Raw genomic sequence first — 20,053 nt, 5'->3', positions numbered from 1 at the left:
GGCCCCTAGGCGAGCGCGGCGGTCTCGACCGGCCGGCTCGGCAGCTGCAGCGCGAGCGGATCCGCCCGCACCCGCCCGAGTCCCGAGCGGACCGCGCCGAGCGCCACCGCCTGATCGCCGAGCGTCGACGGCAGGATCTGCGGCGCCGGAGCGTGCACCTCGCCCACCAGGCGCTCGGAGACCGCCGCGAGCAGCGGGCCGGCCGAGGCGGCCAGCGCCCCACCGACGACGATCAGCGAGACGTCGAGCAGGTTGGCGACGGTCGCGGTGATGGCGGTGAGGCGGTCGATCAGCCGCGCGACGACGGCAGCGGCCAGCGGATCGCCCGCGTCGGCCGCGGCGAGCACCTCGGCGGCCCCGGGATGCGCCACTCCGTCGAGGAGCGACGCCGGCCGGCCTGCCACGGCCAGCGCCTCGCGGGCCCAGGTCCGCGCGAGGGCCGCGATGCCCTCCGCCGAGCCGACGCCCTCGACCAGGTCGAGATAGCGCATCTCGCCGGTGAGCCCCCGGGCGCCGCGCAGCAGCGAGCCGCCGAGCACGATCCCGCCGCCGAGCCGCTCGCCGGAGAGCAGCGCCAGGTAGTCGTCGCAGCCGATCGCCGCGCCGCGCCAGCCCTCGGCCAGCGCGGCGAGGTTCGCGTCGTTGTCGACCACCGGCGACCAGCCGCGGCCGGAGTAGTGGTCCACGAGCCCGGGGTTCATCGCGCCCCAGAAGCCGTTGTCGCCCGCGGGGGAGTGGCCGAGCGCGTCGACGGGGGCCGGGACGCCGAGGGTCAGCGCGAGGACCTCGTCGTCGGTCACGCCGGCGAGGAGGAGGGCGCGGTCGAGGACCCGGTCGATGTCGGCGACGCGGCGCTCGTGCGGGAGGTCCTCGACCCGCTCGTGATCGACGGGCTCGACGTGCCGCACGAGGGTCTCGCCGAGCAGGTCGGCGACGAAGACGCCGACGCTGTGCTGTCCGGCGTCGACGCCCACGATGACGCCCGCGCGGCGGCGGAGTGCGTACCGGCGCGCAGGCCGCCCCTTGACGTAGTCGCCGGCCGCGCGCTGGTTCTCCAGCTCCTCCAGCCAGCCGAGCTCGATCAGGTCGTCGCAGACGGCGATCACGGTGGAGCGGGTGAGGCCGGTGCGCTCGATCAGAGCGGAGGCGGTCACCGCCTCGCCGGTCCAGGCGCGCTCGAGCACGTCGAGCGCGCTGCGCCGGCGCTGGAACGAGCCGGTGCTCAGGGAGAGCCTGCTCTCGGACATCGCGTCCCCCTTCCCCTTGACGTCGGCCGGATCGGCTGCAACAGTACATCGCGTACTAGATTTATTACCTAGATTTAGTCACCGAAGCAACTTATCCGCAACCCGGGAGACGACGACGTGCCCCTCACCACCACCGCCCTCAGCCGGCGCACCCTGCTCACCGCGGCGGGTGCCGGCGCCGCCGCGCTCGGCCTCGCCGCCTGCGCCTCCCCCTCCGGTTCGGGCGGGGTCACCGAGATCACCTTCTTCCAGTCCAAGCCCGAGGTGATCGGCTACTTCGACGAGGTCATCGACCGCTTCCACGCCGCGCAGTCGCGGGTGCGGGTCGTGCACGACTTCTCCTCGAACCTCTCGGCGGGCTTCGTGCGCACCAATCCGCCGGACCTCGGCTGCCTGAACTACAACTTCGAGGTCGCGCGGTTCGTCGAGCGGGGCGCCCTGAGCGACCTGTCCGACATGGCCGAGGCGAAGCGGATCAACCCCGACCTGCAGCCGCTGATCGAGCAGACCGCGTCCTACCCGGGCCGCACCAGCGTGCTGCCCTACTCGCTGATGATGTCGGCGGTGCTCTACAACCGCGAGATCTTCGCCGCGCAGAACCTCGAGGTGCCGACCACCTGGACCGAGTTCCTCGCGGTCTGCGACGCGCTGACCGCGGCGGGCATCACCCCGATCTACGGCACCTACAAGGACCCGTGGACGGTCGCGCAGGGGCTGTTCGACTACTCCGTCGGCGGGACCGTCGACCTCGAGGCCTTCTTCTCGCAGCTGAAGGAGCAGGGCGCCGACGTCGGCCCCTCCTCGCCGGTCTCGTTCGAGAAGGACTTCGCCGCTCCCGTCGACCAGATGGTGCAGCTCGCCGGCTACGCGCAGCCGAACGCGGCCAGCCGTGCCTACGGCGACGGCAACCTGGCCTTCTCGAACGGCGAGGCGGCGATGTACTTCCAGGGCCCGTGGGCGCTGAGCGAGATCGCGAAGACCGCCCCGGACCTCTCGATCGGCGCCTTCCCGCTGCCGATGACGGACGATCCGGACGAGCGCCGCGTGCGGGTGAACGTCGACCTCGCGCTCTGGATCCCGGAGGCCTCGACCAAGAAGGCGGCGGCGCGCGAGTTCCTCTCCTTCCTGATGCAGCCGGAGATCATCGACGCCTACAACGCCGACAACAACGCCTTCGGCGTCACCACCGACGCCCCCGCCGTCACCCAGCCCACCCTCGTCGAGCTGCAGGAGTTCTACGACCGGGCGGCGTTCAGCCTCGGCGCCTCGCAGCTCGTGCCGCAGAACATCCCGCTGCAGAACTACGTCCAGGGCGTCGCCCTCGGCTCCGACCCCGCCGCGACGCTCCGCACGATCGACGCCGACTGGGCGCGCATCGCGTTCCGCTCCTAGACCTCCCCGACCACCTCTCAGAGACGAGACACCATGGCCCTCTCCGCCCCCGCCCGCCCGGAGGAGCGCACCATTGCGACTCCCCGCGCGGCCGTCGCCCCGCGCCGGAAGCCGCGCACCGACCGCACCTTCCTGCTCTACCTGCTCCCCGCGCTCGTGCTCTTCACGCTCGCGATCACCCTGCCCGCCCTGATGGGGATCTTCTTCAGCTTCACCGACTCGATCGGCTTCGGCGAGTGGAGCTTCATCGGGCTGACGAACTACGTCGCGCTGTTCTCCGACCCGGCGATCCTCGCCTCCTACGGCTTCACCGTGGGGCTCGCGCTGGTCACGGTGCTCGCGGTGAACGTGATCGCGTTCCTCCTGGCGATCGCGCTCACCTCGCAGATCCGCGGCAAGGTCGCGCTGCGGGCCGTGTTCGTGCTGCCGATGGTCGTCTCGGGCATCATCATCGCGTTCGTCTTCAACTTCCTCTTCTCCAACTCGCTGCCCGCCTTCGCGCAGTCGGTCGGAGCGACGCCGCTGGCCAGCAGCATCTTGGCGGATCCGAATCTGGCCTGGCTCGCGATCGTGATCGTGACGGCCTGGCAGGCCGTGCCTTCCGCGCTGCTGATCTACATCGCCGGCGTGCTCTCGATCCCCGGCGACGTCTACGAGGCCGCGTCGCTCGACGGCGCCTCCAGCTGGGGGCAGCTGCGCTCGATCACGCTGCCGCTCGTCGCGGGCTACGTCCTGATCAACCTCGTGATCGGCTTCAAGAACTTCCTCAACTCCTACGACATCATCGTCGGCCTGACGGACGGCGGCCCCGGGACCTCGACCCGCAGCGTCGCGATGACGATCTTCTCCGGCTTCACCAGCGGCGACTACGCCTACCAGATGGCCAACGCCACGATCTTCTTCCTCATCGCGCTCGTGATCGCGCTCGTACAGCTGCGCGTCTCGCGCGGAAAGGCGGCCTTCTGATGACCAGCCAGGTCCCCCTCGCCCCGTCCCTCCCCGGCACCCGCGCCGCCGTCGACGCCGACGCCCGTCGCGGGGGGAAGCGGCGGCGCTCGAGCCTCCTGCTCACCCTCGTCCTCGTGGTCTGCGCCCTCTCGGTGATCGGCCCGCTGTGGGTGACGCTGACGATGGCCTTCAAGACCGGCGCCCAGGCGGTGGACGGCAACGCCTTCTCGATCCCGCTGCCGTTCTCGGTCGACGGCTTCGTCCAGGCCTGGAACCTCACCGACTTCCCCCGCGGCTTCGCCGTCTCGGTCTTCGTCTCGGCGATCACGGTCGGCGGCACCATCGTCCTCTCAGCCCTCGCCGCGTTCGCGATCTCGCGCAACTGGAGCAAGCGCTTCTACCGCTGGTCGTTCTTCTACCTGCTCGCGGCGATGTTCCTGCCGTTCCCGGTGCTCGCGCTGTCGCAGGTCTCGCTCACCGGACTCGTCGGGCTCGACAACCCGCTCGGCGTCGCGATCCTGCACGTGATGTTCCAGCTGAGCTTCAGCGTGATGCTCTTCACCGCGTTCCTCCGCTCGCTGCCCGAGGAGCTCGAGGAGAGCGCCCGGCTCGACGGCGCGACCACCAACCAGGTCTTCTGGCGGCTCGTCTTCCCGCTGCTCGCCCCGATGAGCGCGACGGTCGGCATCTTCGCCTTCCTCGCCTCCTGGAACGACTTCATGATGCCGTCGCTGATCACCTCGGACCCGTCGCTGCAGACGCTCCCGGTGCTGCAGAAGATCTTCCAGACCCAGTTCAGCAACGACTACAACGTCGCTTTCGCCTCCTATCTGATGGCGATGGCCCCGGCGATCATCGTCTACCTGTTCACCCAGCGCTGGGTCATGTCCGGAGTCACTCAAGGCGCGATCAAGTAGGGCTCGCGGGCCTCGGGGCGGCCGTCTGCGGCGTTGTCGTCGGTCGCCGTAGCTCCGCTACGCCTCCCTCCTCCGCCTTGCAGCCGACCACCCCGAGACCCGCGGGCTCGACTCCGGGAGGCGAGGGTGCCGTGCTGCGCACGAGCCGGCCCCGAACATGCTGGTCGAGTAGCGCCGCAGGGGCGTATCGAGACCCGCCGTCACCGAGCGCTCGGCCGCGGCCGACGACGAACCACCAGACCAGACCACAGACCACGACGAACGGAAGGACACCCGTGACGGACACGGTACTCAGCAGGAGCGGCACGACCGAGGACGCCCAGTGGTGGCGGCAGGCGGCCGTCTACCAGATATACCCGCGGAGCTTCGCGGACGCGAACGGTGACGGGATCGGCGACCTCGCCGGCATCCTCGAGCGGATCCCGTACCTGCGGGAGCTCGGGATCGACGCGGTCTGGCTCAGCCCGTTCTACCCGTCCGCGCTGGCCGACGGCGGCTACGACGTGGCCGACTACCGGGACGTCGACCCGCGGATCGGCACGCTCGCCGAGTTCGACGAGATGACGGCCCGCCTGCACGAGAGCGGCATCCGCGTCATCGTCGACATCGTGCCCAACCACTCCTCCGACCTGCACCCGTGGTTCCAGGAGGCGCTCGCCGCCCCGAAGGGCTCGCCCGCCCGGGAACGCTACGTCTTCCGCGACGGCCGCGGCGAGGACGGCGCCCTGCCGCCGAGCGACTGGGAGTCCGTCTTCGGCGGCCCCGCCTGGGAGCCGGTCGGCGACGGCCAGTGGTACCTGCACCTCTTCGCGAAGGAGCAGCCCGACTGGAACTGGGCGAACCGCGAGATCCGCGACGACTTCCTCGAGACCCTCCGCTTCTGGTCCGACCGCGGCGTCGACGGCTTCCGGATCGACGTGGCGCACTCGCTGGTCAAGGACCTCACCGAGCCGCTCCCCGCCGCGGCGGAGATCGACGGCCAGCGGATCGACGGCAGCCACCCGTTCTGGGACCGCGACGAGGTGCACGAGGTCTACGCCGAGTGGCGCGCCCTCTTCGACTCCTACGATCCGCCGCGCACCGCCGTCGCGGAGGCCTGGGTCGACGCCTCCCGCCGCGCCCGCTACGCGAGCCCCGAGGGGCTCGGCCAGGCCTTCAACTTCGACCTGCTCGAGGCCGACCTCGACGCGGAGGAGTTCCGCCGGCTGATCACCTTCAACCTCGAACTGGCCGCGGAGTCGGGTTCGTCGACGACCTGGGTGCTCTCCAACCACGACGTCGTCCGGCACGCGACCCGCTACGGGCTCCCGCAGAAGGGCGCGGCCGAGACCGCCCCCGCGAAGCAGTGGCTGCTCAGCGGGGGAGCGGAGCCGGTGCTCGACCGCGCCCTGGGCCTCCGCCGGGCCCGCGCCGCGACCCTCCTGCTGCTGGCCCTGCCCGGCTCGGCCTACCTGTACCAGGGCGAGGAGCTCGGCCTGCACGAGGTGGCCGGCATCCCGGACGCCGACCGCCAGGACCCGACGTTCTTCCGCAGCGGCGGCACCGACGTCGGCCGCGACGGCTGCCGAGTCCCGCTGCCCTGGGAGGCGACCGGCGACTCCTTCGGCTTCGGCCCCGGTGGCGCGCACCTGCCCCAGCCCGCCTGCTTCGCCGACTCCTCCGTCGAAGCGGAGGAGCTCGCCGAGGACTCGACGCTCGCGCTCTACCGCAGCGCCCTCGCGCTCCGGCACGAGCTGCAGACCGACGAGAGCCTGGAGTGGCGGGACGCGCAGCCCGGCGTGCTGCACTTCGCGCGCCCGAACGGCTGGCACTCGGTGACCAACCTCGGCGAGGAGCCGGTCGAGCCCCCCGAGGGCGAGGTGCTGCTCGCGAGCGCGCCGCTCGAGGGGCGCCTGCTGCCGCCGGCGACGACGGTCTGGCTGCGCTGACCCGGCGACCCGTCGCTCCGCACGACGAAGGCGCCCCCGCCCGCGGGATCCGAGGATCCGACGGGCGGGGGCGCCTTCTGCGTGTGCACCCGTGGGTGCGTCCGCGGGTCAGTGCGTGGACGGGTCCTGCTCGACCTCGGAGCGGTCGCCCGACCACAGCGTGTGGAAGGTGCCCTCCTTGTCGACGCGCTGGTAGGTGTGCGCGCCGAAGAAGTCGCGCTGGCCCTGCACGAGGGCGGCGGGCAGGCGCTCGGAGGCGAGCGAGTCGTAGTACGACAGCGCGGCGCCGAAGCCGGGGATCGGCACGCCCGAGAGCGCGGCGGTGGAGACGATGCGGCGCCAGGCGGCCTCGCCGTTGGCGACGGCCTCGGCGAAGTACGGGTCCTCGAGCAGCGTCGTGATCTCCGCGTTCTCGGCGTAGGCGTCGACGATGCGGTTGAGGAACTGGGCGCGGATGATGCAGCCCGCGCGCCAGATCTTCGCGACGGCGCCCTTGTCGATCTCCCAGCCGTACTTCTCGGCGCCGGCGATGATCGCGTCGAAGCCCTGCGAGTAGGCGACGACCTTGGAGGCGTAGAGGGCGGCGCGGACGTCGTCCTCGAAGCCGTCGTAGAGGGCGACGGGCGTGGGGCGCGAGGTGACGCGCTTCTGCACGGCGGCGCGCTGCGCGGGCTTGGAGGAGACGGCGCGGGCGAAGACGGCCTCGGCGATGCCGCCGACGGGCACGCCCAGGTCGAGCGCGTTCTGCACGGTCCAGACTCCGGTGCCCTTGGAGCCGGCCTGATCGAGCACGATGTCGAGGAACGGCTTGCCGGTGTCGGCGTCGACCTGGCGGAGCACCTCCGCGGTGATCTCGATGAGGTACGACTCGAGGTCGCCCTTGTTCCAGGCGTCGAACACGTCGGCGATGGCGGCGGGCTCGTGGCCGCCGACGGTGCGGAGCAGGTCGTACGCCTCGGCGATGAGCTGCATGTCGGCGTACTCGATGCCGTTGTGGATCATCTTGACGAAGTGGCCGGCGCCGTCGGTGCCGATGTGGGTGACGCAGGGCTCGCCCTCGGCGACCGCGGCGATCGAGGCGAGGATCGGGCCGAGCGTCTTGTACGACTCGACCGAGCCGCCGGGCATGATCGACGGGCCCTTGAGCGCGCCCTCCTCGCCGCCGGAGATGCCGGTGCCGACGAAGTGGATGCCGGTCTCGCGGACGGCCTTCTCGCGGCGGATGGTGTCGGTGAACAGCGCGTTGCCGCCGTCGACGATGATGTCGCCGGGCTCGAACGCGGCGGTCAGCTGCTCGATCACGGCGTCGGTGCCGCGGCCGGCCTGGACCATGATGATCGCGGTGCGCGGGGTCTTCAGCGAGGCGGCGAAGGCCTCGATGGTCTCCGAGGCGACGAAGCCGGCCTCGGGGTGCTCGGTGATCAGCGTCTCGGTGCGCCCGTACGAGCGGTTGTAGACGGCGACGGTGTTGCCCTCGCGGCTGGCGAGGTTGCGGGCCAGGTTCGAGCCCATCACCGCCAGACCGACGACTCCGATGTTGGCTGTGGCGGTGGGCTGGTCAGACACGGTTCTCCTCGACGTACACGTTCAGGGTTGACGGATTCAGGCTAGCGCCGGGGTCGGGCGCGCAGCCGGGAGCGGCCGTGCACGGAGGTCCTCCCTCCGACGCACGGCCGTTCAGACCTCAGGCGCCGTGGCCCTCGGGGACGACCTCGGCGGGGATCGGCGGGCCGGGCGGGGTGCCGTCGCCGAACGGGCGGCCGCCGAGCTCCTCGCGGTGCGAGGGGACGAGCCAGCCGGACAGGTCCGGGCCCTTCGGCACGACGCCGGTCGGGTTGATGTCGTGCTGCACCTCGTAGTAGTGCGACTTGATGTGCGTGAAGTCGATCGTGTCGCCGAACCCCGGGGTCGCGAACAGGTCGCGGGCGTAGCCCCAGAGGGCCGGCATCGCCGAGAGCAGGTTCCGGTTGGCCTTGAAGTGGCTGTAGTAGACGGCGTCGAAGCGGGCGAGCGTCGTGAAGAGACGGACATCGGCCTCGGTGATCGTGTCGCCGACGAGGTAGCGCTGCGTGCTGAGCCGCTCCTCCAGCCAGTCGAGTCGCGCCCAGAGTGCGTCGTACGCCCGCTCGTACGACTTCTGCGAGCCCGCGAAGCCGCACTTGTAGACGCCGTTGTTGACGTCCTGGAAGACCAGCTCCGCGACCTCGTCGATCTCGTCGCGGTGCTCCTCCGGGTACAGATCGGGCGCGCCCTCGCGGTGGAACTCCGTCCACTCCCGCGAGAAGTCCAGCGTCATCACCGGGTAGTCGTTGGTGACGACCTGGCCGGTGGGGATGTCGACGATCGCTGGCACCGTGATACCGCGCGGGTAGTCGGGGAAGCGGGCGAGGAACGCGTCCTGCAGGCGCGGGATGCCGAGCACCGGGTCGACGCCGCCCGGGTCGAGATCGAAGGTCCAGCTGCGCTTGTCGTGCGTCGGTCCACAGATGCCCATCGACAGCGCGTCCTCGAGGCCGAGCAGGCGGCGGACGATCACGGCGCGGTTCGCCCACGGGCAGGCGCGCGAGACGACGAGCCGGTAGCGGCCCGCCTCGACCGGGTAGCCGTCGCGGCCGTCCGCGGTGATGCGGGTCGGGATGTAGTTGGTGTCGCGGTGGAAGCCGTTCTTCTCGACGTAGGAGCCGAAGTCGTCAGAAGTCATGCCCGCACGCTAGCCAGCCCGGCTGGGGGCGCGGTAGGGGCGCCCGCGGGTGGCGGCTCGGCCGCGCGGCCGGTAGGGTGGGCAGCTGAACTTCGGCGAGGGATGCCCCGTGCATCCGTGATCGACGCGGTGGAACCAGGTGGAGCTCCGGAAGGAGCGCCGCGGACCTTTCCTCACGCAGACACGCGTTCGAGTCGAAACCCCGTCCGCGGCCCCAGGCCGGGACCCGAGCAGGCGGCGCACGGCGCCGTCCAGGAGAACACCATGGCAGAACTCACCAACAAGGTCGTCGCCGAGGTCCGCACCTCGTTCGGCAAGGGAGCGGCCCGCAAGATCCGCGCCCAGAACAAGATCCCCGCGGTCCTCTACGGCCACGGCACCGAGCCCGTGCACGTCACGCTGCCCGGCCACCAGATCCTCCTGCTGACCCGCAAGGCGAACGCGATCCTCGAGCTCGACATCGAGGGCGTCGCCCAGACGTCGCTGGTCAAGGACATCCAGCGCGACCCGGTCCGCCAGATCATCGAGCACATCGACCTCGCGGTCATCCGTCTCGGCGAGAAGGTCTCGGTCGACATCCCCGTGCACGTCGAGGGCGAGGCCGCTCCCGGCACGCTCGTCTCCACCGAGGCGAACACGCTCTCGCTCGAGGTCGACGCCACGAAGATCCCGCAGAACGTCGTCGTCTCGGTCGAGGGACTCGAGGCCGGCACGCAGATCACCGCCGCCGACGTCACCCTCCCCGAGGGCGCGACGCTGCTCACCGACCCCGAGGCGCTCATCGTGAACGTCACCGAGGAGGTCGAGCAGGACCTGGGCGAGGAGGGCGAGCCCACCACGCCGGCCGAGCCCACCCAGCCCGCCGAGTAGTCGGAGCACCACCCGCACGAAGGGGCCCGCCGCGATCGCGAGCGGGCCCGTTCCGCGTCCGGGGGCTGCGCCCCGCGGAAGACGTCGCTGCTGAGCGCATCGAGAAGAGGGAACGAGATGGGCGAGACCTGGCTGGTCGTCGGACTGGGCAACCCGGGCGCGCAGTACGCGCGCAACCGGCACAACGTGGGGCAGATGGTGCTCGACGAGCTCGCGACCCGGATCGGCGGCTCGTTCCGCCGGCACAACCGCGCGAACGCCGTGGTCGCCGAGGGCTTCCTCCGCCCCGGCGGGCCGAAGCTGATCCTCGGCAAGCCGAACAGCTTCATGAACCTCTCCGGCGGCCCGACCGCGCAGCTGCTCGACTTCTACTCCCTCGCGCCCGAGCGCCTGATCGTCGTGCACGACGAGCTCGACATCCCCTTCGACACCCTGCGCCTCAAGAACGGCGGCGGCCACGGCGGCCACAACGGCATCCGCGACATCCTCGCCGCGACCGACGGCGCCGACTTCCTCCGCGTGCGCGTCGGCATCGGCCGCCCGCCCGGCCGCCAGCCCGCCGCCGACTTCGTCCTCAAGGACTTCGCGGGCCCCGAGCGCGAGAACCTGCCGATCCTGATCGCCGACGCCGCCGACGCCGTCGAGCTGATCGCCGACGCCGGCCTCCAGGCCGCCCAGCTGAAGGTCCACACGACCCCGTAGCGCGCCCTGCGCGGATCCCGATACGGGCCGCTGCGCGGCTCATGCCGGTCGAGCAGCCCAGCAGGAGCGTATCGAGACCCACCGTCCTCAGCACCGCGGATCTCGATACGCGCGCTCCGCGCCCTGCTCGATCAGCATGCTGTCGCGGATCATGCTGGTCGAGTAGCCCCGCAGGGGCGTATCGAGACCCATCATCCTCAGCGCGGTGGATCCGCCCGCGCTACCGTGGGCCGACCGACGCGAAGGAGCAGCCGTGAGCGAGTCGTTCTTCCGAGAGGTCGAGCCGCGTGCCTCCGACGAGGACGACCTCCTGCCGCCGTTCGAGCTGCCTGCCTGGACCGGCCCGCCGTGGCACCGCATCCCCGGGACGGTGCTGCTGGAGCACGAGCTCGGCCGCTCCGCGACGACGGTGATCTCGCTCGATCTCGCCCGCTGCTACGACGAGGGCGTGCTGCTGCGCCTGAGCGTCCGGATCGCCGACCCCGGCCGCCGCGCCCGCCAGCGCGTCTTCGAGTACCTCGAGCGCGCACACGGCCGCGGCCGGCTCGACGAGCGCTTCGCCCCCGACGGCCTGCGCTGGGGCGTGTCCTTCCCCGACGGCCGCACCGTGACCACGCAGGACGAGTCCCCGTTGGCCTCCACGGCCGACGTCTTCGAGGCGCTGGTCGACGGCCCCGTCCTCGAGGGCGACGGCCGCCCCGACGTGAATCGCGACACCTGGTCCCGCGACTTCTGGCTCTGGCCCCTCCCACCCCTCCCCACCCTCCGCCTCGCCGTCGAGTGGCCCGCCCGCGCCGTCCCCGAGACAGTCACCACCCTCCCCGCGTCCCCCTTCCACACCGCCGCCCACCGCACCCGCCCCCTCTTCCCCTCCGCCTGACCACCCCGCCGACCCGTCACGAACGGCTGCTCCAGCTCCCCTCGCTGGACCACCGACGACCGATCGATTCCGCCCCTCTCCCGAACGCCGAGTCGATCCGTCAGAAACGGTCGCCTCAACCCCTCCCGGACAACCACTCCCGACGGATCGAGCACGACGAGCACCCGGCAAGCCAGCCGACCCCGCCGAAGGCGAAATTCGAAATCGCGTGCCAAGCGATTTCGAAGAGCCGTACGCAGGACGCTCTGCGGAACGCACCCCGCGCCCGAGCCGACCGCGCCGCGCCGGGCAGGGACCGGCGCGGACCGACGTCCGACACCGGCCTCGGCCGGTGTCGGAGGTCGGCAGTAAACTCCTCCGGTGCCTCTCAACCGGATCATCTCGGCGCTCTCGCGCGCCTCCACGTTCGACGACGCTCTCGCGTTCGCGATCCGCGACGCCGATTTCTCCGTGGCCGACGGCCTCCGCGTCCCCCTGCTGGCGGGCCTCCTGGAGCGCCGCGCCGAGGCCGACCGTCCGCAGGCCGCGCTCGTCGTCACCGCGACCGGCCGCGACTCCGAGAACATCCGCGCGTCGCTCAGCTGCGTGCTGCCGGACGCCGAGGTCGTCGAGTTCCCGGCCTGGGAGACGCTGCCGCACGAGCGCCTCAGCCCGAGCGCCGAGATCGTCGGCCGCCGCCTCGACGCTCTGCGCCGGATGAAGACCTGGACCGGCGAGAAGCCGCTCGTCGTCGTCGCCTCGGTGCGCGCCGCGCTGCAGCCGGTCGCCGACAACCTCGCCGACATCGCGCCGATCCGCCTGGTCAAGGGCGGCCGCGGCTACGACCTCGGCCGGATCTCGTCCGAGCTGGTCGACCTCGCCTACTCCCGCGTCGACATGGTCACCCGGCGCGGCGAGTTCGCGGTCCGCGGCGGCATCCTCGACGTCTTCCCGGCCGTGGCCGAGCACCCGAGCCGCATCGACTTCTTCGGCGACGAGGTCGACTCCATCCGCGGCTTCTCCGTCGCCGACCAGCGCTCGCTGCCGGGGGAGGCCGACTCCGTCGTGCTGCCGCCGAGCCGCGAGCTGCTGCTCGTGCCGGCCGTCCGCCAGCGCGCCCGCGAGATGCTGCACGAGTTCCCGAGCCTCTCCGCGATGCTCGCGAAGATCGCCGAGGGCATCCCGGTGGAGGGCATGGAGTCGCTCGCGCCCGCGCTGCTGGAGCGCCTCGTCCCGATCTCGCACTACCTCCCGGCCGGCGCCGCCGTGGCCGTCCTCGCCCCGGAGCGGGTCGCCACCCGCGCGATCAGCCTCGCCGAGACGAATCGCGAGTTCCTCCAGGCCGCGTGGAGCGCCGCGACCGCCGGCGCCGAGGCCCCGATCGACCTGGCCTCCGGCGAGTTCATCTCGCTCGGCGCCCTCCGCGACGCCGTGAAGTTCAGCGCCCCCGGCGCCGAGACCCCCGACCACCCGTGGTGGACGATGAGCACCTTCCGCCAGGGTCCCGCCGCCGGCGAGGCCGAGGTGCTGCCGGAGGACCTCGGGATCGACGAGATCCTCGCCGTCCGCGTCGACGGCGAGCCCGTGCCCGGCTTCGGCGGCGCGGTCGAGGGCGCGCTCGCGCACGTGCGCGCCCGCCTGGCGGACGGCTGGAGCGTGGTGCTGACCGCCCCCGGCACCGGCACCGTCGAGCGCACCGACCAGGTGCTCGCCGAGCACGAGGTCGCCGCCCGCATCGTCCCCGATCTGCCCGCCGAGCTCGAGCCCGGCCTCACCTACGTGCTGCAGGCCAACGTCGACCACGGCTTCGAGGTCGACGGCGCCAAGGTCGCCCTGCTCACCGACACGGAGTTCTACGGCCGCACCGTCGGCTACGACTCGCGCGCCGTGAAGAAGCTCGCCTCGCGACGGAAGAACGTCGTCGATCCGCTGCAGCTCAGCCCCGGCGACTTCGTCGTGCACGCCACCCACGGCATCGGCCGCTTCGTCGAGCTCTCGCAGCGCGAGGTCTCCAGCGGCGGGCGCAACGCCGTGAAGACCCGGCGCGAGTACCTCGTCCTCGAGTACGCGCCCAGCAAGCGCGGCTTCCCGGGCGACAAGCTGCTGGTCCCGACCGACCAGCTCGACCTCCTCTCCCGCTACGTCGGCGGCGAGGCCCCCGCGCTGAGCAAGATGGGCGGCAGCGACTGGGCGCAGGCGAAGAGCAAGGCGCGCCGCGCGGTCCGCGACATCGCGGTCGAGCTGGTGAAGCTCTACTCCGCGCGGATGGCCTCGCGCGGGCACTCGTTCCCGCCGGACACCCCGTGGCAGCGCGAGCTGGAGGAGGCGTTCCCGTTCGCGGAGACGCCCGACCAGCTGACCGTGATCGACGAGGTCAAGGCAGACATGGAGCGGCCGATCCCGATGGACCGCCTGCTCTCCGGTGACGTGGGCTTCGGCAAGACCGAGGTCGCCGTGCGGGCCGCGTTCAAGGCCATCCAGGACGGCAAGCAGGTCGCGATGCTCGTGCCGACCACGCTGCTCGTGCGCCAGCACCTCGAGACCTTCCAGGAGCGCTTCGCCGGCTTCCCTGTGCACCTGCGCGCCCTCAGCCGCTTCCAGAGCGCGAAGGAGTCGAAGGAGACGATCGAGGGCCTCGCCGACGGCACCGTCGACATGGTCATCGCGACCCACCGCCTCCTCAGCGACAACATCGTCTTCAAGGACCTCGGCCTCCTCGTGATCGACGAGGAGCAGCGCTTCGGCGTCGAGCACAAGGAGAAGCTGAAGGCGCTGAAGAAGAACGTCGACATCCTCTCGATGAGTGCGACGCCCATCCCGCGCACGCTCGAGATGGCGGTCACCGGCATCCGCGAGATGTCGACGCTGGCGACGCCGCCGGAGGAGCGCCACCCGATCCTCACCTTCGTCGGCCCGTACTCGGAGAAGCAGGTCTCGGCCGCGATCCGGCGCGAGCTGCTGCGCGAGGGCCAGGTGTTCTTCGTGCACAACCGCGTCTCGACGATCAACCGCGTCGCCGCGCAGCTCGCCGAGCTGGTGCCGGAGGCGCGCATCGCCGTCGCGCACGGCAAGCTCAGCGAGTCGCAGCTCGAGCGGATCATCGTCGACTTCTGGGAGCGCAAGTTCGACGTGCTCGTCTCGACGACCATCGTCGAGACCGGCCTGGACATCCCGAACGCGAACACACTGATCGTCGACCGCGCGGACAAGTACGGCCTCTCGCAGCTGCACCAGCTGCGCGGTCGCGTCGGCCGTGGCCGCGAGCGCGCCTACGCCTACCTCCTCTACGACGAGATGAAGCCGCTGTCGGAGACCGCGCACGACCGCCTGCAGACGCTCGCCGCGAACTCCGACCTCGGCGGCGGCATGCAGATCGCGCTGAAGGACCTCGAGATCCGCGGCGCGGGCAACCTGCTCGGCGGCGAGCAGTCGGGCCACATCCAGGGCGTCGGCTTCGACCTCTACCTGCGGATGATCGGCGAGGCCGTCGACGGATTCCGCGGCGAGGTGGCGGAGGGGCAGACCGAGCTGCGGCTCGAGCTGCCGGTCGACGCGCGGATCCCGGAGGAGTACGTCGACAGCGAGCGCCTGCGCCTGGAGGCGTACCAGAAGCTGTCCGCGGCGACCTCGCCGACCGCGAAGGAGGGCAGCGTCGACCTCGTGGTCGAGGAGCTGACCGACCGCTACGGCGAGCTGCCCGAGGCGGTGGAGAACCTCGTCCTGGTCTCGCGGCTGCGGATGCGCGCCCAGCGCGCCGGCCTCAGCGACGTGGTCGCGATGGGCTCGAACGTCCGCGTCGCGCCCGCGCACCTCGCCGACTCGATCCAGGTGCGCTTGCGCCGGATGTACCCGACCGCGAAGTACCTGCAGCAGGCGAACGCCGTGGTCGTGCCGATGCCGGTGCACGACGGCGTCCCGCTCGGCGACCGCGCGCTGATCGACTGGGTCGCGAACCTGCTCGACGCGCTCTTCCCCGAGCCCGCCGCCGTCGCGAGCTGACCACCGGCACCCTCTCGATCGGGCGGCGCCACCGTTCCGGACGCCGCCCGACGACTCCGACCCCGACGACACCGACCCCCGACGACACCGACCCCGAACGAAGGACGATCATGACCGCCTCCGACGAGCACTCCGTCCCGCCGCGCATCCCCGGCCCCGACGAGCCGAGCATCCCCGAGCTCGAGGAGGACGAGACGATCGCCCCCCGCCCCGAGGAGGAGGCCGCCGACCTCGACCGCGCGACCCCCGACCTCGCCCCGCACCCCGAGGGCTAGCCCTCCCCGCGAGATGCCACTTGTGCACGCCTTTGACGGCGTGTCGCGTGCACAAGTGGCATCTCGCGGCAGGGGTCAGGACGCGAAGTGGGCGCGGACCTCGGCCTGCCAGCGGGTGCGGTCCTCGTCGGAGATGAAGGCGGCGTCGAAGGAGTTGAGCGCGAGGCGCTCCAGCTGGGCGTCGTCCATCCCGAGCTCCTCGACCAGAGCGCGGTAGTTCGCGTCGACGTAACCGCCGAAGTAGGGTGGGTCGTCGCTCGAGACGGTGACGATCAGGCCCGCGTCCAGCATCGCCGGCAGCGGGTGGTCCTTCATCGTGTCGACGGCGCGCAGCGCCACGTTCGAGAGCGGGCAGACCGTGATCGGCACGCCCTGCACGCGGAGCATCGCCACGACGGCGGGGTCCTCCATCGCGCGGATGCCGTGGTCGATCCGCTCCACCTTCAGCAGCTCGAGGGTCTCGGCGACCGTCTCCGGACCGCCCTCCTCGCCCGCGTGCGCCACAAGGTGCAGGCCCTCCGCCGCGGCCCGCGCATAGACGTCGATGAAGAGCTCCGGCCCGAAGCCGACCTCGTTCGAGTCGAGCCCGACCCCGATGATGTGCTCGCGGTAGGGGAGGATCGCGGTCAGCATCTCGTCCGCCGCGTCGGCGCCGAGGTCGCGCAGGAAGCACATGATCAGGTCGGTCGAGATGCCGTGCGTCTCCTCGCTCCGCCCGAGCGCACGGGTGAGCCCGGCCATCACGACGTCGAGCGGCACCCCGTTGCCCAGGTGCGTCTGCGGATCGAAGAAGATCTCCGCGCGGCGGACGTTGGCGAGCTTCGCGCGGTCGAGGTACCCGGTGGCCAGCTCGAAGAAGTCGCGCTCCGTCTTCAGGACCGTGAGGTTCGAGTAGTGCAGCTCCAGGAAGGACGCGAGGTCCTCGAAGGCGTAGCGCGCGCGCAGGGCGTCGAGATCCTCGGTCGGCAGCGCGATGCCGTTGCGGCGCGCCATCTCGACGATGTGCTCGGGCTCGATCGTGCCCTCGATGTGGATGTGCAGCTCGGCGCTCGGCGGCGCTCCGCGATCGAGGGCGGTGCCGGTGGCGGGAGGCGTGAGGGTCACGGTGGCGTTCCTGTTCCGGGCCGCGGTCGCGCCCCGCGGTCACCGTAGTCGGCGCGTGTTACGCGCCGATGACCGGCGGATGTGCGGCCCGCGACGACGCCCGCCCGACCGGCCGAGACCGCGCACCACCGCCGTCGCTCGCGCACCCGCTGAGAGGATGAGGTCATGCCGTTGCTCGCTCCCCGCCGCCGTCCCGCATCCGAGCCGGGCCCCGCGCCGATGGTCCGCCTGCGCGACGCGGCCGTGCGCGCGGGGGAGACGGAGCTGCTCGCGCCGCTCTCGCTCGAGGTCGAGCCCGGGGAGATCGTGGCGGTCACCGGTCCGAACGGCAGCGGCAAGACGACACTGCTGCGCTTGATCGCCGGGCTCACTCCGCCGACCGCCGGCACCGTCGAGGTCGCCGGGCGCGCCGTGGCGGAGCGCGACCGCGAGCACCGCCGCCGCGTGGCCGCCCTCGTCGGCACGCCGCCCTTCGAGCGCGACCTCACCCTCGAGGAGCATCTCGCGATGGTCGCCCTCTCCTGGGGAGCGACTCTCGCCGACTCTCGCAGGACCGCCCTCGCCGGTCTGCACGACCTCGGACTCGGTGCCCTCGCGCGCCGCTTCCCGCACGAGCTCTCCTCCGGGCAGACCCAGCTCCTCTCCCTCGCGCTCGTGCTCGCCCGGCCCGGCGAGGTGCTGCTGCTCGACGAGCCGGAGCAGCGGCTCGACGTCGATCGCGTGCCGCTCGTCATCGAGGTCCTCCGCGAGGCAGCCTGCGGGCGGGCGGTGCTGATCGCGACCCACAGCCCACTTCTGACGAGTGCGCTGGCCACCCGTGTCCTCGAGCTGGGCAGCCGATGAGGGCAGGCCGCGTCGGCGTCAGGCGCCTCCTGGTCGACGGCCCGAACGAGCGGGTTCGCGCCGTCCGCGCTCTGCACCGCTCCCGCGCCGCGGCCGAGCAGCGCGGTGGCGCCTACGCCGGCTACCTCGCGGCGATGACCCTCCTGGTCGTCGTCCTGCCTGCGCTTCGGGCCGTCGTCCTGCTCGCCGCGGAGCCCGATCCCGCCCTCGCCGCCCTCGACCCGATGACCGTCATCGGCCTCACCGCCGGGCTGCTCCTGCCCGCCGCCGTGCTGCTCGGCCGCGTGCGCGGTCCTGCGGTCGGCGCGCCGCACACCACCGCCGTGCTGCTCGCGACCGATGTGCCCCGCAGTCTCGTGCTGCGCCGGCCCGTCGCGGTCGCGGGGACGGCCACCGTGCTCGCGAGCTCCGCGGCCGCCCTGCTCAGCGCCTTCGCAGTGGGCGGTGCATCGCTCGTCGCCGTCAGTGCCGGAACCGCCTTCGGAGTCCTCCTCGCCGTCGCCTGGCTCGCCGGGCAGTGCCTCCCCGGGCGAGGACCGGTCCTGCTCACGGGAGTACTGGTCGCCGCAGCAGCGTTCCCGGCCGGTCCGGGTGCCCTCCTCGGCCGCGCGCTGACGACGGCCGACCCGTCGGCCCTGTCCGGCACCGCCGTGCTGACCGCTCTGGCCGCACTCGCGCTCTCCGTCGTCCCGCGCCTGCTCGACACGGTCCGCGGCGGCGTCGTGGTCGCGCAGTCGCAGCAGTGGCGGTCGGCCCGGAGCAGGGGAGCGATCGGCGAGGTCGCCGACGCCCTCGAGGGCTACCGCGCCCGGCCCGGCCGCTTCCGCCGTGTCGACGCCGTCCGCGTCGCCCCGTTCGCCCTCGCCGTGCCGCTCCGCGACGTGATCGGCGCGCTGCGCACGCCCGGCCGCTCCGTCGCCGGAGTGGCCGCGCTGGCCGCCGCGGGGCTGGCCCTCGCCGTCGCGGTCGTCGCGCCGCCCTCGCTCCTCGCTCTCCCTGCCGCGCTGGCCGGCGTCCTCGCCTACTGCGGCGCCGGGGTCTGGAGCGACGGCCTGCGCCACGCCGCAGCGACCGCGGGCCAGCCGACGCTGCTCGCGCCTGCGCCGTTCGAGCTGCTGCTGCTGCACGGGATCCTGCCGTTGATGCTCGCCGTGGGGATCGTCGTTGCGGCCTGCGCTCTCGCCGCCGGGCCCGCGTGGCCCGCCGTCGCCGTGGCGGTGGTCGCGGTGGCGGCCCGGGCGATGGACGCGGCCCGCGGCCCGCTCCCGCCCTCGCTGCTCGGGCCGATCCCGCTGCCGATCGGGGACGGGGCAGGCGCCGCGGTACTGCTGTGGAACCTCGCCGGCGTGCTGGTGACGGGCGTCGCTGCGGTGGGAGTCGCGTCGGCCCCGGGTCTGCTCGCGGCGGTCCCGGTCGTCGCGGCCGGCTGCCTCCTGATCGCCCGCCGGCGTCTCGCTCGCGCCTGAACCTTCCGGCCTCCGCCCGCGCGCGCGGATGCGAGGATGGCCGGGTGACCGCGCATCCCCGGCTCGACGAGCTCATCCGCACCGTCCACGTCCTCCGCGCCCCGGGCGGCTGCCCCTGGGACGCCGAGCAGACCCACGAGTCGCTCGTGCGCTACCTGATCGAGGAGTCGCACGAGCTGGTCGACGCGATCGAGGCCGGCGACCGGGCCGACCTGATCGAGGAGCTCGGCGACGTGCTCTACCAGGTTCTGTTCCACTCCGACCTCGCCGCCGACGGACCGGAGCCGTTCACCATCGAGGACGTCGCGGCGCACATGAACGCCAAGATGATCGGCCGTCACCCGCACGTCTTCGGCGACGCGACCGCGGAGACCGCCGACGACGTCATCGCCGTCTGGGACGAGCTGAAGAAGACCGAGAAGCCGCACCGCACCAGCGTCCTCGACGGGATCCCGCAGGGCATGCCCGCGTTGGCGCTGGCGGACAAGGTGATCGGCAAGGCGACGACGCTCGGCATCGTCGACGCGGGGGAGGGGCCGCTGCCGATCGAGTCGGAGGAGGACCTCGGCCCGCTGCTGCTCGCGATCGTCGCCTCGGCGCGGGCGCAGGGGCTCGACGCGGAGCGGGCGCTGCGCACGGCGACCCGCGACCTGCAGGACGAGATCCGCGCGGTGGAGCTGGAGCGCCGGGAGGGGTAGCTGTCGCCTCGAGTGCTGATGGCGGGGATCTCGATACGCCCGCTCCGCGGGCTACTCGATCAACAGGGGTGGCGGGCTCTGCACAGTGCGGCGAGATTCATGCT

General features: G+C 72.2%; 16 protein-coding genes. 12 read left to right on the top strand and 4 right to left on the bottom strand.

Features of this window, described 5'->3' with window-relative positions:
- Positions 1-5: 5 nt before the first annotated feature.
- Entirely contained in the window at positions 6-1,247 is a 1,242-nt protein-coding gene (locus EDF45_RS20710; RefSeq protein WP_123737731.1) for an ROK family protein, read from the bottom strand.
- A 117-nt stretch (positions 1,248-1,364) separates the two neighbouring features.
- Here EDF45_RS20710 and EDF45_RS20705 point away from each other — a divergent pair, with 117 nt between their 5' ends.
- The 4 genes from EDF45_RS20705 (at position 1,365) to EDF45_RS20690 (ending at position 6,432) form a co-directional block, all read left to right on the top strand.
- Positions 1,365-2,639 carry an ABC transporter substrate-binding protein gene (locus EDF45_RS20705; protein WP_123737730.1) on the top strand — a complete coding sequence of 425 codons (1,275 nt, stop codon included), beginning with the start codon at positions 1,365-1,367 and terminating at the stop codon, positions 2,637-2,639.
- 33 nt (positions 2,640-2,672) lie between these two features.
- Positions 2,673-3,605 (top strand): carbohydrate ABC transporter permease, encoded by a 933-nt coding sequence (locus tag EDF45_RS20700; protein WP_123737729.1) that lies wholly within the window; start codon positions 2,673-2,675, stop codon positions 3,603-3,605.
- Positions 3,605-4,504, top strand: coding sequence for a carbohydrate ABC transporter permease (locus EDF45_RS20695; RefSeq protein WP_123705141.1), 900 nt, complete (start codon positions 3,605-3,607; stop codon positions 4,502-4,504). Before EDF45_RS20700 ends, EDF45_RS20695 begins: the two co-directional genes overlap by 1 nt.
- Positions 4,505-4,779: 275 nt before the next feature.
- The gene (locus EDF45_RS20690) at positions 4,780-6,432 is read left to right on the top strand and encodes a glycoside hydrolase family 13 protein (RefSeq protein ID WP_123737728.1); all 1,653 of its coding nucleotides are present in this window, start codon (positions 4,780-4,782) and stop codon (positions 6,430-6,432) included.
- 108 nt (positions 6,433-6,540) lie between these two features.
- Here EDF45_RS20690 and gndA read toward each other — a convergent pair whose 3' ends face one another.
- Both gndA and EDF45_RS20680 read right to left on the bottom strand, forming a co-directional pair.
- Positions 6,541-7,998 (bottom strand): NADP-dependent phosphogluconate dehydrogenase, encoded by a 1,458-nt coding sequence (gene gndA, locus EDF45_RS20685; RefSeq protein ID WP_123737727.1) that lies wholly within the window; start codon positions 7,996-7,998, stop codon positions 6,541-6,543.
- A gap of 118 nt (positions 7,999-8,116) precedes the next feature.
- The gene (locus EDF45_RS20680) at positions 8,117-9,133 is read right to left on the bottom strand and encodes a glutathione S-transferase family protein (RefSeq protein WP_123737726.1); all 1,017 of its coding nucleotides are present in this window, start codon (positions 9,131-9,133) and stop codon (positions 8,117-8,119) included.
- Positions 9,134-9,397: 264 nt separating this feature from the next.
- Between EDF45_RS20680 and EDF45_RS20675 the strand changes: the two genes are divergently transcribed.
- The 5 genes from EDF45_RS20675 (at position 9,398) to EDF45_RS21510 (ending at position 15,838) form a co-directional block, all read left to right on the top strand.
- A complete protein-coding gene (locus EDF45_RS20675; protein ID WP_123737725.1) occupies positions 9,398-10,003 on the top strand; it encodes a 50S ribosomal protein L25/general stress protein Ctc in 606 nt (201 codons plus the stop codon).
- Between the two features lie 117 nt (positions 10,004-10,120).
- On the top strand, positions 10,121-10,705 hold the full coding sequence (gene pth / locus EDF45_RS20670; RefSeq protein WP_123737724.1) for an aminoacyl-tRNA hydrolase: 585 nt from the start codon (positions 10,121-10,123) through the stop codon (positions 10,703-10,705).
- A 253-nt stretch (positions 10,706-10,958) separates the two neighbouring features.
- Positions 10,959-11,585: a hypothetical protein gene (locus tag EDF45_RS20665; protein ID WP_123737723.1), complete on the top strand. Its 627-nt coding sequence runs from the start codon at positions 10,959-10,961 to the stop codon at positions 11,583-11,585.
- 360 nt (positions 11,586-11,945) lie between these two features.
- The gene (gene mfd, locus EDF45_RS20660) at positions 11,946-15,563 is read left to right on the top strand and encodes a transcription-repair coupling factor (protein WP_123741056.1); all 3,618 of its coding nucleotides are present in this window, start codon (positions 11,946-11,948) and stop codon (positions 15,561-15,563) included.
- A gap of 110 nt (positions 15,564-15,673) precedes the next feature.
- Complete coding sequence (locus tag EDF45_RS21510; RefSeq protein WP_159422277.1) at positions 15,674-15,838, top strand: hypothetical protein; 165 nt, start codon at positions 15,674-15,676, stop codon at positions 15,836-15,838.
- A 75-nt stretch (positions 15,839-15,913) separates the two neighbouring features.
- Here EDF45_RS21510 and EDF45_RS20655 read toward each other — a convergent pair whose 3' ends face one another.
- Positions 15,914-16,942 (bottom strand): adenosine deaminase, encoded by a 1,029-nt coding sequence (locus EDF45_RS20655; protein WP_123737721.1) that lies wholly within the window; start codon positions 16,940-16,942, stop codon positions 15,914-15,916.
- Between the two features lie 165 nt (positions 16,943-17,107).
- On the opposite strand from EDF45_RS20655, the gene EDF45_RS20650 reads away from it, so the two are divergent.
- The 3 genes from EDF45_RS20650 to EDF45_RS20640 are packed head-to-tail and all read left to right on the top strand — an operon-like array spanning position 17,108 to position 19,949.
- Positions 17,108-17,785, top strand: a complete 678-nt coding sequence (locus tag EDF45_RS20650) for an ABC transporter ATP-binding protein (protein WP_260312344.1) — start codon at positions 17,108-17,110, stop codon at positions 17,783-17,785.
- Positions 17,782-19,251, top strand: a complete 1,470-nt coding sequence (locus EDF45_RS20645; protein ID WP_123737719.1) for a hypothetical protein — start codon at positions 17,782-17,784, stop codon at positions 19,249-19,251. The genes EDF45_RS20650 and EDF45_RS20645 overlap by 4 nt, the downstream gene beginning before the upstream one ends.
- Before the next feature lie 44 nt (positions 19,252-19,295).
- Positions 19,296-19,949 (top strand): MazG family protein, encoded by a 654-nt coding sequence (locus EDF45_RS20640; protein WP_123733558.1) that lies wholly within the window; start codon positions 19,296-19,298, stop codon positions 19,947-19,949.
- Positions 19,950-20,053 lie beyond the last annotated feature (104 nt).

This window comes from Rathayibacter sp. PhB186 (assembly GCF_003751825.1).
In the GTDB taxonomy this organism is placed as follows: Bacteria; Actinomycetota; Actinomycetes; order Actinomycetales; family Microbacteriaceae; genus Rathayibacter; species Rathayibacter festucae.
The sequence above is the reverse complement of the archived record's forward strand: the minus strand, read 5'-3'. Positions and strand labels throughout refer to the sequence as shown.

Bases quoted from the DNA above. Each gene is read 5' to 3' on its own strand.
- pth (WP_123737724.1), top strand. From the start codon at position 10,121: ATGGGCGAGACCTGGCTGGTCGTCGGACTGGGCAACCCGGGCGCGCAG.
- EDF45_RS20700 (WP_123737729.1), top strand. From the start codon at position 2,673: ATGGCCCTCTCCGCCCCCGCCCGCCCGGAGGAGCGCACCATTGCGACT.
- EDF45_RS20645 (WP_123737719.1), top strand. From the start codon at position 17,782: ATGAGGGCAGGCCGCGTCGGCGTCAGGCGCCTCCTGGTCGACGGCCCG.
- EDF45_RS20695 (WP_123705141.1), top strand. From the start codon at position 3,605: ATGACCAGCCAGGTCCCCCTCGCCCCGTCCCTCCCCGGCACCCGCGCC.
- EDF45_RS20650 (WP_260312344.1), top strand. From the start codon at position 17,108: ATGCCGTTGCTCGCTCCCCGCCGCCGTCCCGCATCCGAGCCGGGCCCC.
- EDF45_RS20710 (WP_123737731.1), bottom strand. From the start codon at position 1,247: ATGTCCGAGAGCAGGCTCTCCCTGAGCACCGGCTCGTTCCAGCGCCGG.
- EDF45_RS21510 (WP_159422277.1), top strand. From the start codon at position 15,674: ATGACCGCCTCCGACGAGCACTCCGTCCCGCCGCGCATCCCCGGCCCC.
- EDF45_RS20680 (WP_123737726.1), bottom strand. From the start codon at position 9,133: ATGACTTCTGACGACTTCGGCTCCTACGTCGAGAAGAACGGCTTCCAC.
- EDF45_RS20675 (WP_123737725.1), top strand. From the start codon at position 9,398: ATGGCAGAACTCACCAACAAGGTCGTCGCCGAGGTCCGCACCTCGTTC.